At 41.7% G+C, this 16,075-nt stretch carries 9 protein-coding genes; 7 read left to right on the forward strand and 2 right to left on the reverse strand.

What is annotated here, in order from left to right; genetic code table 11:
• Positions 1-232 precede the first annotated feature (232 nt).
• From GNF10_RS11610 to GNF10_RS11630, 5 genes are all read left to right on the forward strand, one after another.
• Positions 233-1,570 (forward strand): FAD-binding oxidoreductase, encoded by a 1,338-nt coding sequence (locus GNF10_RS11610; RefSeq protein ID WP_185583129.1) that lies wholly within the window; start codon positions 233-235, stop codon positions 1,568-1,570.
• A gap of 53 nt (positions 1,571-1,623) precedes the next feature.
• Complete coding sequence (locus GNF10_RS11615; protein ID WP_185583127.1) at positions 1,624-2,979, forward strand: (Fe-S)-binding protein; 1,356 nt, start codon at positions 1,624-1,626, stop codon at positions 2,977-2,979.
• Positions 2,980-3,462: 483 nt separating this feature from the next.
• Positions 3,463-4,767: a P-loop NTPase fold protein gene (locus GNF10_RS11620; RefSeq protein ID WP_185583125.1), complete on the forward strand. Its 1,305-nt coding sequence runs from the start codon at positions 3,463-3,465 to the stop codon at positions 4,765-4,767.
• Between the two features lie 139 nt (positions 4,768-4,906).
• Positions 4,907-5,047 carry a hypothetical protein gene (locus GNF10_RS11625; RefSeq protein ID WP_185583123.1) on the forward strand — a complete coding sequence of 47 codons (141 nt, stop codon included), beginning with the start codon at positions 4,907-4,909 and terminating at the stop codon, positions 5,045-5,047.
• Positions 5,048-5,136: 89 nt separating this feature from the next.
• Positions 5,137-10,062, forward strand: a complete 4,926-nt coding sequence (locus GNF10_RS11630; RefSeq protein ID WP_185583121.1) for a tetratricopeptide repeat protein — start codon at positions 5,137-5,139, stop codon at positions 10,060-10,062.
• Positions 10,063-10,201: 139 nt separating this feature from the next.
• On the opposite strand, the gene GNF10_RS11635 is transcribed toward GNF10_RS11630, so the two are convergent.
• Together GNF10_RS11635 and thrC are read right to left on the reverse strand one after the other, a co-directional pair.
• Positions 10,202-10,477, reverse strand: a complete 276-nt coding sequence (locus GNF10_RS11635) for a ubiquitin-like small modifier protein 1 (RefSeq protein WP_114083352.1) — start codon at positions 10,475-10,477, stop codon at positions 10,202-10,204.
• Between the two features lie 80 nt (positions 10,478-10,557).
• The gene (thrC, locus tag GNF10_RS11640; protein WP_185583118.1) at positions 10,558-11,868 is read right to left on the reverse strand and encodes a threonine synthase; all 1,311 of its coding nucleotides are present in this window, start codon (positions 11,866-11,868) and stop codon (positions 10,558-10,560) included.
• A gap of 835 nt (positions 11,869-12,703) precedes the next feature.
• On the opposite strand from thrC, the gene GNF10_RS11645 reads away from it, so the two are divergent.
• Positions 12,704-15,211, forward strand: coding sequence for a hypothetical protein (locus GNF10_RS11645; RefSeq protein WP_185583116.1), 2,508 nt, complete (start codon positions 12,704-12,706; stop codon positions 15,209-15,211).
• Between the two features lie 170 nt (positions 15,212-15,381).
• A complete protein-coding gene (locus GNF10_RS11650; RefSeq protein WP_185583114.1) occupies positions 15,382-15,945 on the forward strand; it encodes a DUF11 domain-containing protein in 564 nt (187 codons plus the stop codon).
• Positions 15,946-16,075 lie beyond the last annotated feature (130 nt).

Here is a 16,075-nt window from a genome sequence, read left to right on the forward strand (position 1 = left end):
GTTAAGACTGTTTAGATAATTAAGTAAATATTTAATAAAATTTTAATATTTTATTAGGTTGGTAATATCGGTAAATCATTCGTTACAAGCGTTGTTTATCGCAAATGAGTAGCGTGGTTCGTGTTGGCGCAGCCCAACCTAGACATCTACAGCCACCGTATATTAATGGCAATACGCTTTTTTGGTCAGGTTAGCCAGTAAATTAGATGTAGAGCGTAAAAAAATAAACTCAATGAAAGCGATATCTAACGACAAGCCGCAAGGCGTGTGCGCTACTGATTTTGCATCTATTATCGGCGAAGAAAATGCTGTTTGCCTTTGGGAAAATATCGAAATAGGCCAGCAAAAACGTATCCAACAGGCTGTAACTTCTGGAAAACCTCCCACTTGTATCGTCTATCCTCGCACCCAACAACAACTAGCCGCAGTCATCGCCAAAGCTCACAGTCACAACTGGCGCGTCTTACCCTGTGGTAGTGGCAGTAAACTTAGCTGGGGTGGTTTAGTTAAGGGCGTTGATGTCGTAGTTAGTACAGAACGCATCAATCAACTGATTGAACACGCTGTTGGCGATTTGACTGTCACAGTAGAAGCTGGAATGAAGTTCTCGGATCTCCAGGCACTTTTGGCAAAATCACGGCAATTTCTCGCCGTTGACCCCACAGCACCAGAATCTGCAACTATTGGCGGTATTGTTGCCACAGGTGATACAGGTTCTCTGCGGCAACGTTATGGTAGTGTGCGCGACCAGTTACTAGGTGTTACCTTTGTCCGTGCTGATGGAGAAATCGCCAAAGCTGGGGGAAGAGTAGTTAAAAATGTTGCTGGATATGACTTGATGAAGTTGCTTACTGGGTCTTATGGCACATTAGGCTTTATTAGTCAATTGACTTTCCGTGTGTATCCGCTATCAGAGGCATCGGGGACGGTGGTACTAACTGGTAGTGCCGAGGCTGTATCCCAAGCGGCTAATATCCTTCGAGGTTCGGCATTAACACCAGTTCAAGCTGATTTGCTATCAACTAAATTGGTGTCTAGCTTAGGTTTGGGTCAAGGGCTGGGATTAATTGCCCGCTTTCAGAGTATTAGTGAGAGTGTTAAAGAACAGTCAAACCGAGTTTTGGAAGTAGGTCAAAAGTTAGGTTTAAATGGGGCAATTTTTGCCGATGCTGATGAGGCTAGTCTATGGCAGAGATTGCAAGAACGAATACATTTTTCTGCCACAGAATCTGTAATTACCTGCAAAATAGGAGTGTTGCCTACTGCTGCTGTAGAGATTTTGACTCAGGTGGAGTTGGGTTTAATTCATATAAGTAGTGGTTTAGGTTTGTTACAATTAGAGGATAAAAATCAAGTTTTGAAAATCCGCGATGAGCTACACTCTGTTGGAAGCAATCGCACTCAAGCTTATAGTGGTTTTTTAACAATTTTGTCAGCACCAATGGCGGTTAAAGAACAAATAGATGTTTGGGGTTATATGGGGAATGCTTTGCCGTTGATGCGCCGTATTAAAGAACAGTTTGATAGTAAGAATATTTTAAGTCCTGGTCGGTTTGTGGGTGGGATTTAATAACGAACCGCAGAGACGCTGAGTGCGCTGAGATAGAGAGAGGAAAGAAAATTATGCAAGTTTCAGAAAATGCTGTTAATAATACGGCTAGTTTAAAGAATTTGAAGGGGTTTGATGAGAGTCATCCGCCTGACCCAAAGTTGATTGATAGTTGTGTACATTGTGGGTTTTGTCTTTCTACTTGTCCCAGTTATCGGGTGCTGGGTAAGGAGATGGATTCACCTAGAGGACGTATCTATTTAATGGATGCAATTAATGAGGGTGAAATTGCTCTCAATACGGCAACCGTAGAACATTTTGATTCGTGTTTGGGATGCCTTGCTTGTGTGAGTACTTGTCCTTCTGGTGTACAGTATGACAAATTGATTTCTGCAACTCGCCACCAAGTTGAACGAAATTATCCCCGCAGTTTGCCAGATCAATTTTTTCGTCAACTGATATTTTCTCTGTTTCCCTATCCCAATCTTTTACGGATTTTATTAGTTCCGTTGTTGGTTTATCAAAAGTTGGGGTTTGCTAAATTCTTTCGCGCTACAGGTTTACTCAATAAAATATCGCCCCGTTTGGCAGCAATGGAATCAATTCTGCCAGAAATTACCCTCAAATCTTTTCAAGATAATCTGCCTAGTGTGATTCCTGCTAAAGGGGAGAAGCGCTATCGAGTTGGCGTAATTTTGGGTTGTGTGCAACGGCTGTTTTTCTCCCCCGTGAATGAAGCAACGGTGAGGGTTTTAACAGCCAATGGTTGTGAAGTTGTGATTCCCAAATCTCAAGGTTGTTGTGCAGCGCTTCCCGAACACCAAGGACAAACAGAACAGGCAAAAGCTTTAGCAAGGCAGATGATTGATAGTTTTGCTAACACTGATGTCGATTTTGTAATTATCAATGCTGCTGGTTGTGGTCATACTTTAAAAGAATACGGTCATATTTTAGAAGATGACCTCGAATATCGGGAAAAGGCAAAGGATTTTGCAGCTAAAGTTAAAGATGCTCAAGAGTTTTTGGCAACTGTTGGTATAACAGCGAAACTGTCGCCACTCACTGATAAACCCTTGAATTTAGTTTATCAAGATGCCTGTCATTTATTGCATGGTCAAAAGATTAGCGTGCAACCGCGTCAGGTGTTACGACAAATTCCAGGGGTGAAGTTGAGAGAACCAGTAGATGCGGCTTTATGTTGTGGCAGTGCTGGGGTTTATAATATGCTGCAACCGGAAGTTGCTGAAGAATTGGGTCAGCAAAAAGTACAGAATTTGTTGAATACTGGTGCTGAGTTAATTGCTTCTGCTAATCCGGGGTGTACTTTGCAAATTACAAAGCATTTGCAGTTACAAGGTAAGAATATTTCAGTCATTCACCCGATGGAGTTGTTAGATTATTCGATTCGAGGTGAAAAGTTGAAATTATAGACATTTGCTTTTGTCATCTTTTGGTAAAGCCAGAAAATTACAGGTAGAGGCGAACAACTGTGCGCCTCTACTATTTGGATATTTTTTTAACGTGAGTTCGAATGGTAATATCACAATACAGCATTTCTTTCTTCTCTCAGTGCCCTCTGCGCCTCTGCGGTAGCCTGCGGCAAGCCGAAGCGTCTACGTTAAAAAAATTGACTTTGACAAAGAGTTTTAGCCTTAACTGAACCGTATTGGGTCATATCATGTCCACCCAAAAGACCTCTCCCTAGTTTTACTACGCAAAACCTGTCCCTCTCCGAGTCGGAGAGGGACAGACTTGAACGCAAGTTCAAGGCAGGGAGAGGTCTGTCGAACTCACGTTTTTTATGGAAGTCCTTAATCAGTCGCCTTGAAGAAGTTTTTTCCGAAATAGCCGCTTTATCGTCTGTATAATCACTGAAATGGCAAGAGTATCAGGCTAATTTCGGGTGATTTGTGATGAAACTAGATTTAGTCAGGTTTTTTCAAGCTTGCAACCCCAGTAAAACTCTGGTTGTGAGCAAACCGGAGGATAGACAATATTATATTGATTTATCTAAAGTTCGTGGTGCCAAGATTATTGAAGAACTTGGGCGAACTATCACCCGCCTTGCACCAGAACAACCTACCTGTCAATTATTTACCGGACATATTGGCTGTGGCAAATCCACTGAGTTACTGCGGCTAAAGGCAGAGTTAGAGCAGCAGGGATTTCATGTGGTTTATTTCGAGTCTAGCCAAAGCCTCGATATGGCTGATATTGATGTTACAGATATTTTACTAGCAGTAGCTCGTGAGGTGAGTCAAAGTTTAGAAGCAATAAAAATCAACCTGAAACCAGGATACTTTAAAAATCTATTTACCGAAATTTCTGAGTTTTTGCAAACGCCGCTAGACATTGGGGTGGAGGCTGAATTATCTGTAGGTATTGCCAAAATTACAGCCAAAACTAAAGATAGCCCCAAACTCCGCGGCCAGTTACGGCAATATTTAGAACCATGCACCAATGGCATTTTAGAATCAATTAACAAAGAATTGCTCAAGCCTGCTATAGAAAAACTCAAGCAGCAAGGTAAACAAGGACTGGTGGTAATTATAGATAATCTCGACAGAGTGGATAACTCTTTGAAGCCTTCGGGTTATTACCAGCCAGAATATCTCTTTGTAGAACGTGGTGAACAGTTAAACCAGCTAAATTGTCATGTTGTTTATACCATTCCCCTAGTGTTGATTTTTTCCAACGCTTTAGGAAGGTTAACAAATCGCTTTGGGGTAGACCCCAAGGTTTTGCCGATGGTTCCTGTGCAATTGCAAGATGGTTCGCAATTTTCACAAGGAATCACGCTACTGCAACAGATGGTTATGACGAGGGCTTTTCCTGGCGTTAGTTGGGAACAAAGTCATAATTTAATTACCGAGGTTTTTGATAGTCCTGATACTTTAGAGCGACTTTGCCGAGTTAGCGGCGGTCATTTGCGTAATTTGCTGATGTTATTATTTCGCTGTCTTCAGCAAGAAGACCCACCTCTGTCGCGGGAATGTGTGGATAGGGTAATTAAACAACGCCGCAATGAGCTAACTTTGGCAATTACGCCCGATGAATGGGAATTACTACGTGAGGTGACGCAAGAGAAAAGCTTGAGAGGTCATGAAAGATACGAACTTTTGCTCCGCAGTATGTTTGTATTTGAATACCGGAATGAGGATGGTTCTTGGTTTGATGTCAATCCGATTTTGGCTGAAGCCAAGGAATTTAGTTTATGAATCGGGGTATTAATGTGCGTAGCGCTACCCGACACTACACCCTACTGGCGTGGCAAGGCTAAAATGTTGCAAAAAAATTGTAGGTTGGGTGAAGCGGAGCGCAACCCAACCTACGGCTAATGCACTTATCAGGTATTTTGTGAAATTGTATAACGTTAAGCATCTTAGTCGTGACGGGAGCGATATCAGTTATGACGGGAGCGATGTCAGTTATGACGGGAGCGATGTCAGTCGTGACGGGAGCGATGTCAGTCGTGACGGAAGCAGCTACAGCTTTTAAAATTAGCAGAAATTATTCTCTTGCCTACTGCCCTCTACTTAGATGATGTAATTATACAAACAGTTATTATAAGGTAAATTATTTATGTTATGAGTAATCAGCAAGAGCCAGAAAATTTACCCTTTGACAATGAACGTTCATTGCAAACTTTGGTGCGAGCAATTAACCTTTCTCAGGGAGAATTTTCACTGACTTTGCTGCGCTGTAACTATGCAGCTTTCCGTCAAGATATAGTACAACGTCTACACCAACTATCTCCTGTTAAAATCCGTGAAATCACTTTACCCGTGTCAGTGAAAACTCTTTACACGTCTATAGGTGAAAAATTGGGAGATGAACAGCCATCAGCGTTAATGGTTTTTGGTTTGGAATCGGTTAAAGATATTGATACAGTTCTAACTTCAGCGAACCAAGTACGGGAGGAGTTTAGAAAAAACTTTCCGTTCCCAGTCATGTTACTGGTTAATGACCAAGTTCTGCAAAAGCTGATCAGATTAGCGACAGATTTTGAGAATTGGGCCACAATAATTCATTTTGCGATCGCAACTGCTGATTTAGTTCAATTTATCAAACAAACTGCTGAATCAGTTTTTGCTCAAGTTTTAGATGCTGGCGCAGGAAAATTTCTCGATAATTCTGCAATCAACTTGGCAATCGGTTCGCCGCATCGCGTAGAACTTGAGTTAGCACAAGCTGAACTGCAAAAGCGGGGTGTGAAGTTAGACGCAGAACTAGAAGCCAGTTTAGAATTCGTTCTGGGTCGAGATGCGGTTTCGATGGAACAGTCACGCCAGCATTATGAACGCAGTCTCGCACTTTTGCAACAAAGTTCTAAACTAGAACAGCAAGGCTGTGTACTGTACAATTTGGGGTTATGGTGGCGTACCTACGCCGTGCAGCATTTAACAGAACAACAAAATGCTTGCTCGAACGCTAAAAATTATTATTACAAATGTCTCGAAATATTTGAGCAGGCAAATCGTTCTGACTTGGTAGCAAAATTTATTAACGCTTTGGGAGAAGTACTACAAAAGCTTCAGCATTGGGATGAATTAGAAGCAGTTGCTCAAAAAGCTTTAACTCTATATCAAACTTATCCTGATTGGTTTAGAAAAGCAAGAGCTTATGGATTTATCGCTGAAGTAGCACTTTCTCAATCTGCTTGGAATAAAGCTAAACAAGCTGCCGAAAAAGCGCTTTCTATTGTAGCTAGTAACCAATCCATCCAATCGAAAGCTAATTTAGAATTGGTGCTATATTATCATCAAGGTTGGTATTTATTTGCACTAGCCAGAGCGCTACAGCAGCTTAATAAGGTGGAAGATGCTTTAACTACCCTAGAAGCTGCAAAAAGAGAAACTAAACCTCAATACGATCCAGAGCTTTACATTCGGATTTTGGAGAGGTTACAAAGTATTTATTATCAACAATGTCAATATCTTGCAGCTTTTCAGATTAAGCAAGAGCTAATTAAAATTGAACATCAATATGGTTTTCGTGCTTTTATTGGGGCAGCTTATTTAATTCCTCGGCATGAGGTAATTAACCCGGCACTAGTGCAAGGAGAAAATCTCATAAAAGTTGCTCAAGAAATTGCTGTTTCTGGTCGGCAACAAGATGTCAATCGGTTGATGAAACGAATGAGCCGGACTGACCATAAATTGACTGTATTTCATGGTCAGTCAGGAGTAGGTAAAAGTTCAATCTTAAATGGGGGACTAGTACCAACACTGCAACTACAATCAATAGATGCGCGTGATGTATTACCTATTGTCATGCGAGTTTATACAGATTGGATGGCGATATTAGCAAAATGTTTAGCAGATAATGGTACATCTAGTAATTCAATAGAATTTATCTGTGAAAGTTTGCGAAAAAATGCCGAGCGGAAGTTAACAGTTTTAATTTTTGACCAGTTTGAAGAATTTTTCTTTGTTTACACAGATCAAAGTAAAAGACAGCAATTTTATAAGTTATTGCAGCTTTGTCTGGATATTCCTTTTGTTAAGGTTATTCTCTGTTTGAGAGAAGATTATTTGCATTATTTATTAGAATGCGATCGCCTGTTAAATTTTAGAGCAATTAATAACAATATTTTAGATAAAGACATTCGTTATTATTTAGGCAATTTTTCTTCAAAAGATGCCAAATCTGTTGTCCAAAGTCTGACTGAACAAACCCACTTTTACTTAGAACCTGAGTTAATTGATCAATTAGTAGAAGATTTATCAGACGAACTTGGCGAGGTACGCCCGATTGAGTTACAAATCGTCGGTTCGCAACTCCAAACAGATAAAATTACAACTTTAGAACAATATCTTCAGTCAGGAACAAAAGAAAAACTAGTCGAGCGATTTTTAGAAGAAGTTATTAAAGACTGTGGTTCTGAAAACGAACTCTGTGCCAGAGTAGTTTTATATTTACTAACAGACGAGAAAGGTACTCGTCCCTTCAAAACTTCTGACAATTTAGCGGAAGATTTAAAAACAGCAGATATTGTCTCAGAAAAAGAAAAACTAAATCTAGTTTTAGAGATTTTAGTTGGTTCGGGGCTGGTGTTAAATATTCCTGAAGACCCTGCTAACCTATATCAATTGGTTCATGACTATCTAGTATCTTTTATCCGGCAGTCACAACAAGCAAGAAAATTAGAAGAACAGAAAAAGGAAAAGGAACAACGGCAACACGCTGAAGCAGAACTAAATCGTGTTCTTAAGCGACAACGCAATGATGCAAAACAACAACGAAATTTTGCGATCGCAGGAGTCACTATAATGTCCATTCTGGCAGTTATAGCTGTAGGATTGGGAGTACGGGCAGAATCTGAAAGGCAAAAGACAGAACAAGCTGAGACAATTGCCATTAGTAAAGCTTCGGAAGCCCTTTTTGCCTCAAATCAAAGGTTTGAAGCACTTAAACAAGCCATTAAAGCAGGTAAAAAACTCCAAGCTACAGACTGGGGAAAAACCGATTCTGAAATTCGTACCCAAGTTATAGCGGCATTACAACAATCAGTTTACTGGATAGTAGAGCGCGATCGCTTGGAAGGACACAAGGCTCTAATCTGGGGTGTAACTTTCTCCCATAATGGTAAATTGATTGCCTCAACTAGTTATGACCATACTATAAAACTCTGGAATCTAGATGGTAGCGTGTACAAGACGCTTGAAGGACATAAAGATAAAGTCTTAGGTTTGAGTTTCTCACCTGACGACCAAACAATTGTCTCAGGCGATTTCCAGGGCATCATAAAATTTTGGAAGCGGGACGGCACTTTATTAAAAACCCTACCAGCATCTCAAGATAGAGTAAATAGTAGCGAAAATAAGGGAGTTTATAGTATCGATTTCTCGCCAGATGGTAAGACAATTGCTACAGGAAGTCGAGACAGTACACTAAAACTCTGGAAGCCAGATGGCACTTTATTAAAAACGATTAAAGCGCATCAAGATGGAGTCAATAGTGTGGCTTTCTCCCCCGACGGTACTATGATTGCGACTGGTGGCCGGGACAAAACTGTGAAACTCTGGACATCCAATGGTAAGCTTTTGCACACTACAGAAGGCTATGACGACTTTGTTTGGGATGTTGCTTGGTCAAGCGATAGCCAGACAGTTGTGGCGGCGGCTGGTGGTGCTGCTGCGGCTGGTAACGACAACAGAGTAAAACTCTGGAATCGAGACGGCACTCCTTTAAAAAATTTTAAAGCACATAAAGATGGAATCAATAGTGTGGCTTTCTCACCCGACGGTAAGATGATTGCTACAGCTAGTGACGACAAGACTGTAAAGCTTTGGAAGCCTGACGGTACATTACTCACAACTTTATCAGGACATAGCAATGGAGTTTATGCAGTCAGGTTTTCACCTGACTGTAAAATCCTAGTTTCTGCCAGTGCTGACGGTACGATGAAACTTTGGCAAGTTGGTAATACCAGTTGCTTACGCAACGCCAAAATTCCTACTTCTCCTAGCGCTGACAGCACAATGAAGATTCAGTATGGTAGTGGTGTGGTAAGTATTCTCAACGGTCATAGCGATCGGGTTAATCAGGTAGATTTCTCACCTGATGACAAAATAATTGCCTCAGCCAGCCGTGACAAGACAGTGAAACTTTGGAAGCGCGATGGTACTTTAGACAAAACTCTTGAGGGGCATAGCGATAACGTTAGTTTCTCACCTGATGGTCAGACAATTGCTACCGCTAGTGATGATAACACAGTGGAACTTTGGAACCGTGACGGTAAATTACTGAGAACCCTTTTTCCAAATAGCGATAAGATATTAGACTTGAATTTCTCACCCAACGGTCAGTTCATCGCTTTGGGTAGTATGGACAACAAAGTAATAATATCGCGGCTAGATGGCATCAAACCTCAGATTCTCAACAAGCATCAGGACTGGGTAAGGGCTGTAGCTTGGTCGCCAAACGGTCAGATGCTTGCCTCAGCTAGTGATGACAACACGGTAAAACTTTGGAAGCAAAACGATAAAGGCGAGTTTCACATCTACAAGACTCTCGCAGGGAAAAACGGGCATAACAGTTGGGTTTTGAGCGTTAAGTTCTCACCTAGTGGCGATATGATTGCCACTAGTAGTAATGACAAGACGGTGATACTTTGGAAGCAGGATGACAAGGGCGAGTTTCGCTGGTACAAAAAGTTGCAGGGGCACACTGATCAGGTTAATAGCGTGAATTTTTCACCTGACGGTAAGATGATTGCAACAGCCAGTGACGATAAGACTGTAAAACTTTGGACACGCGACGGTCATTTAATGAGAACTCTGACTGGGCACAGCGATCATTTATTAAGCGCGAATTTCTCAGCCGATGGTAAAATTCTGGCTTTGGGCAGTGCTGATGGGGCTATAATTCTCTGGAATTTGAATGAGCTAAATCATCTCAAGAATCTAGATAGCTTACTGGAGCGTGGTTGTGATTGGCTGTATGACTATCTAAAGAATAATCCGAATGTGAGTAAGAGCGATCGCCATCTCTGCGACGATATCAAGTAAGAGTTAAGCGTTGGTACTCTCTCAAATTATCTCAGGCGATCGCTAAGTTTTTAACTGCTTCCCAGTCTCAGACCGGGAATCAGTTAATTTATCAAAGGTTTATTTGGTAAGTCTCTTACTTTATTTGATGTTCTCTGTATTAACCACCAGCAACAGCAGGGACAATACTTACTTCATCGCCATCTTTTAGGGCTGTGTTAATACCATCTAAATAGCGGATATCTTCACTATCAACGTAAAAATTTACAAACCGACGTAGCTTGCCTTCGTCATCGCACAACCGGGATTTAATCCCAGGAAAGCTTTGTTCTAAAGAATCCAACAATTCAGCAATGGTACTACCGTTGGATTCTAGGGTAGCTTGATTATTAGTCAAATTCTGAAGAGTCGTAGGAACTAAAACTGTTACAGCCATAAAAGTACAAAGTGAAGAGTTAGGAATACAGTTAAGAGTTAGGAGTCATGAATCAAAAACTCATAACTCCTAACTGCTAACTAAACGAGAACTTGTTGCCATTCCAAGCGATCGAGAGTACGCGATCGCTCTAGGGCGCGTTCAAAACTATCCAGTTTAGCATCAATAGTCAAGGGTTCACCAACATAGCCTTGGATTGCTTCTTGGGTTTTTAGACCATTGCCGGTGATGTAAATCACGGTAGTTTCATCTGGATCAATTTTGCCAGCTTCTACCAGTTTTTTCAGCACGGCCACGGTTGTACCACCAGCCGTTTCTGTGAAGATGCCTTCGGTTTCTGCCAGCAACTTGATGCCATCAATAATTTCTGCATCATTGACTGATTCAATGTTACCACCAGTTTTCTGAGCTAACTCCACAGCATAAATACCGTCTGCTGGATTGCCGATCGCTAGGGATTTCGCAATTGTATTTGGTTTAACTGGTTTAATAAAGTCGCGTCCTTCTTTAAAGGCTTGAGCAATGGGTGAACAACCTTCTGCTTGAGCGCCACTGAAACGGACTTTCTTATCTTCTACTAAACCAACTTCTATAAATTCTTGGAAACCCTTATAAATTTTTGTAAATAGCGAACCAGATGCCAAAGGAGCAACAACATGATCGGGTAGCTCCCAGCCTAGTTGTTCAGCAACTTCAAAACCTAGCGTCTTGGAACCTTCAGAGTAATAGGGGCGCAGATTGATATTGACAAAACCCCAGCCATGTGTATTGGCAACTTCCGAACAGAGGCGGTTTACTTGATCGTAGTTACCCTTGACGGCCATTAGCGTTGGACTATATATCAAACTACCGATAATTTTACCGGCTTCTAAATCTGCGGGAATGAAGACACAGCAGTCTAAACCGGCATGAGCTGCGATCGCAGCTGTAGAATTTGCCAAGTTACCTGTACTAGCGCAAGAAACGGTAGTGAAACCCAACTCTCTGGCCCTTGATAGAGCAACTGATACTACCCGATCCTTAAAGCTAAGGGTGGGCATATTAACCGCATCATTTTTTATATAAAGCTTATTTAGACCCAGGCGACGGGCAAGACGGTGAGAACGAACCAAGGGAGTCATCCCCGTTCCCACATCTATAACATTTTCAGTTGCAACAGGCAAAAAGGGACGGTAGCGCCAAATTGAATTGGGCCCGGCTTGAATTGTTTCACGAGTGACAGTCAGACGGAGAGCATTGTAGTCATACTTGACTTCTAAAGGCCCAAAACATAACTCACAAACATTACTGGCTTTGAGTTCATATTCGGCACCACACTCTTTACACTTTAAAGCTTGAAAGTAGGCAGTGCTGGTTTGGGTTTGGGTTTGGGTTTTGATTGCCTGAGTCATAAACTAGCTTTCCCTGTTTGTCTGTCACTGTCGCCTGATAGTAACACGAGTAAAAATACCAGTCAAACATACCCGACCTTTTTAGTCGGATATCCTTGGTATTGAAAAAAATAATTACTGTAAAATTTTGATATACGTAATTGTCAAACTTAGTATTTATATTTAGACTTGCTTGGTCTGAAATCAGATAATAGTTTCCGCTACTCAGTGTAAACGCTGGTCATGGATATGATTAAATTGCATCACATCCATGATCTATTTGCATTTTATTAAATTAAGATCGCTTTACTTAGTGATCGAGATCACTGACTTAATTTTTTATTTCATTAGACCAATAACTACACACGGTATCATGTATGCATAGCAGCAAATATTCAAAAGAGCTTTGATATATAGCTTGTAGGATGCTTTGCTTCTATCTCAAACACTACAATTTCTATCTGTGTTGCCAAAATAAAGTTAATTTTTCAGTTTTTATGCGTTCACTCATCGCTAAACAAGTTACTTGTTTATACGGAAGTTTTTTTATTGTATAAAAGCTACATTTCTATTTACATCGGAGATTCAGCAGAACACACTAGCAAATTACCTATATTTGCGATTGCTAACCTTGATAATCAACAGTGAGCGTAAAACAAGCAGGCAATAACTTTTCTGCCTATTGCCTAAATCTAGTAGTTTTTCAGGAGTCACCAATAAATTAACTTTTCATATATGCAGCGCCCAAAACCTTAAGGCTTTGGGCAAGTTATTCGGTAATTCTTTAAGGAATTGCCGAACTTTATCCTGTCTCAAAACCCAAGATACAAGTTCAGCAAATAAATAAGCTACTTACATGGTAAACCGAAAAAAATCTGTCAACAAGCAGCGCCAATGCTATCAATCTCTAGTAGCAACAGCATTATTAACTAGCAGCCTTTTCCAATTTATTGCACCTGTGCTAGCTGACGGGACAGCTGGTGGTCAATCTATCAGTAACACAGCGACTGCTACCTACGAAGATCCCAATGCGCCAGGGACAACTATAAATGCCACTTCTAATACTGTAACCGTCACTGTGGCAGAAGTTGCTGGGATCACCGTCACTGCCTCTGGTGTTACAGATAACCCTTCTACCCCTCCCAATACAACAGTTCAGGTTGGCGATTTACTAACCTACACCTACACCTTAACGAACGTAGGTAACGACCCCACCAAATTCCATATTCCTAACCAAGCAACAACAACCGGGCCTGGTACAGTTTCTGGTGTACTTCCTACTGATAAAAATGGGGCAATACCAGCTAGTGGCACACTGCAATACAGTACTGACGGTGGTGCAACTTGGACAAATGTAACAGCCGGTGGTGTAGATACAGCCTCAATTCCGGTTAGCGGTACTGTGTTGGTGCGTGTGCCAGTGACTGTACAAACTGGCGCTCAATCCGGTGACGTAATTAAAGTTACCCTTGGTAATACTCCTGGAGATGCCCAAAACCAACCGCGTAATCCCGATGGTGGTGACGTTTACACTGTAGATAACGCTGATAACGCAGGTGGTGGGGAAGTTACTGGCGCACCAGTTAACGGTACACGAGAATCTAGTATTACTCAGCAAATTCAAGTGGGTAACACTGTTAAAACCGTTGCTCTAGCCACAATACTCAAGACTCGGACGGCTTACAGCGCTGGTGATGCCTCCGTACTCAATGATGATTTGCTGACTTATGGTTTAAGCTTGCGAGTTGAGAGCAATGACGTAACCAATCGGGGGCTAACACCCGCAGCTTTAGCTGGTACAAGTATCAATGTAGATGGTAGTCTTGTTCCTCGCATCTTAGTTTCTGATGCACTTCCAGCATCCACAACTCTTAATGGGACTCCAACCGCTCCTTCAGGGTGGATAGTGGTTTATGCTGGCGAAGATCCCGCCACTACAACTGCCGATCAGGCTCTGTGGAAAACTAACAGTGCTAATGTAACAGGCGGTATAGTCAAACGGGTTGGTTTTATTAACAATCCTAGCTCTATCTCTACAATTGCCACTGGCACAACTGTTACAGGCTTTACGGTGCAAGTAAAGACCACTGGAATCGCAGTAACAACACCGACAAATGTTAACAACATCGCTCAAGTGTTCGGTAAAACTGCTGGCGATCCAAATAGCCCCCTACTCTTCGACGATTCAGGCGATCAAAACCCAGATAACATCAACCCCACTACTGGAGCCTTTCCTACGACAGTAGACTCTGGCTATTATCCCACTACTCCTGGCAATGTTGACACAGGCAATAACAACCAAGGTGCTAATTCTGTTACAGGAAATGTCAACGTTTATACTGTTTCAGTTGCCCAGGCAAACTCAGTTTTAAATGGGCCGAATAATGCACCGGATGCCACTGGCCCATCGGGTTTAACCAACGATGACTTCACCAACAAATCTTCCTTTGTTCCTCCTAACACAGCACCTCTTAGTACACTTGACCCACAATCAGTTGGCTTCACTAATACAATTAAGAACAACGGTACTAGCCCTAACGACATCACAATAGTTCCAACCGCACCAGCTACAGCTACAGATTTGACCAATGGTACAAAGGTGACTGTTAGCTATAACAGTCAAGCTGCTGTCTATACTTACAGCATCACCAATAACGTTGGCACTTTCAACCTAGCAGCCAATAATACACCAATTAAAATCTCTGCTGTTCCTGCTGGTGGCATTGTTAATTATGGTGTAGAAGTTGACTTACCACCTGGTACGCAACTATCGACAGATATCGGTAGGGGCTTCCCAGTACCGATCACTGCTTTTATTGACACTGATAATAATGGTGTACCTAATACTGCGGTTAATGGGGAAGCGTACAATATCTCCATCGATCGCGTCTACACTGGCTTCTTAAAACTGTTGAAAATGTCACGAGTTCTACAAGGAAGTGGCCCAGCAGTGCAAGGGACTGATGGCACATTCAGTATCACTCCGAAGAACCCTGCACCAGGAAACATTATTGAGTACCAAATTCAATACACAAATATTTCGGATGTTCAATCTGGAACTGGTAACGTGATCTTGAATGCTGACAAAGTTGTGATTACTGAAGATGGTACAGCAGGGGGCAACAACTGGGCGCTAGACAACGACAATAACACTCAAATTGATACTAGTAACATTGTTGGTTCAGCAAAGGATTCTGGGGCTTCAACTATCCAGTTCTTCAATGGTAATCCAGCTAATAACTCTAGCATCGACCAAACCGGAACCACGCTAAACAGTGATGTCACAAAGTATGTAAATACTGCTACTGGACAGATTGCACCTGGTGTTCAAAGAACATTTATCTTCCAACGCAAGGTTAACTAGATAGTTTGATTTCACCCCTCTTTATTTGCAAAGAGGGGTGTATAGCACATCTGTATTTGTAGCTGGTGCTTTAATCCTAAAGTGCCAACTACAAAATGATTGTTCCCCAGCGAAAACAGGGAAAGATAAATCAGCAATCGGCATTATGAAAGTTTTTTGAGGTTATTGATATGAAGCGTTTTTCTTTTGCAAGTTTAGGAGCGATCGCACTTATTGTTACAGTGCCATTTATCAGCCAAGTGCCAGGAATCGCTTCTCTACGGCATTCTACCAGTGCTGTTGCCCAAAATGTCAAAACTCAAGGGCAAATACAATTGCGCTTAGAAGCTGAGAAGCAAGTGATAGCACAGGATCAGCAGGGTAAGCAAAGCAAAACATGGCAACCTTTAAAAGGTCAAGCTGTGGTGCGACCTGGTGATGTGTTGCGATATACATTAAGTGGCGAAAATAAGAGCGATCGCCCCGTAAAGAATTTGATTCTCAATCAACCTATTCCTAAAGGAATGGTATACATACTGAAATCTGCGATCGCCACTAATGAGACTAAAGTAACCTACAGCATTGATGGTGGACGCAGCTTTGTCGAAAATCCCACTGTTAAAGTTACTCTTCCTGGCGGGAAAGTGGAAACAAAACCAGCACCAGCGAATGTTTACACTCACATCCGTTTGCAAGTGCCATCAGTTCCGGCCAAGAAAACGGTTAAAGCTATTTATCAAGTCCAAGTTCGCTGATTCGTTATGCCTGATATCACCCGCCTGTAGCGACTTTTTGGGGAGTCAAGAGCGAAAAACAACGTGCTTTATAAGGAGAATCGGAGGGATCTTCGATAGATAAACAAGTGCTTTTATTAACAAAAAAAGT

The organism is Nostoc sp. UCD121, from assembly GCF_014222285.1.
Classification (GTDB): domain Bacteria; phylum Cyanobacteriota; class Cyanobacteriia; order Cyanobacteriales; family Nostocaceae; genus Nostoc.

Coding starts and splice junctions, on each gene's coding strand:
- GNF10_RS11635 (WP_114083352.1), bottom strand. CDS start 10,477: ATGGCTGTAACAGTTTTAGTTCCTACGACTCTTCAGAATTTGACTAAT.
- GNF10_RS11620 (WP_185583125.1), top strand. CDS start 3,463: ATGAAACTAGATTTAGTCAGGTTTTTTCAAGCTTGCAACCCCAGTAAA.
- GNF10_RS11630 (WP_185583121.1), top strand. CDS start 5,137: ATGAGTAATCAGCAAGAGCCAGAAAATTTACCCTTTGACAATGAACGT.
- thrC (WP_185583118.1), bottom strand. CDS start 11,868: ATGACTCAGGCAATCAAAACCCAAACCCAAACCCAAACCAGCACTGCC.
- GNF10_RS11650 (WP_185583114.1), top strand. CDS start 15,382: ATGAAGCGTTTTTCTTTTGCAAGTTTAGGAGCGATCGCACTTATTGTT.
- GNF10_RS11615 (WP_185583127.1), top strand. CDS start 1,624: ATGCAAGTTTCAGAAAATGCTGTTAATAATACGGCTAGTTTAAAGAAT.
- GNF10_RS11645 (WP_185583116.1), top strand. CDS start 12,704: ATGGTAAACCGAAAAAAATCTGTCAACAAGCAGCGCCAATGCTATCAA.
- GNF10_RS11610 (WP_185583129.1), top strand. CDS start 233: ATGAAAGCGATATCTAACGACAAGCCGCAAGGCGTGTGCGCTACTGAT.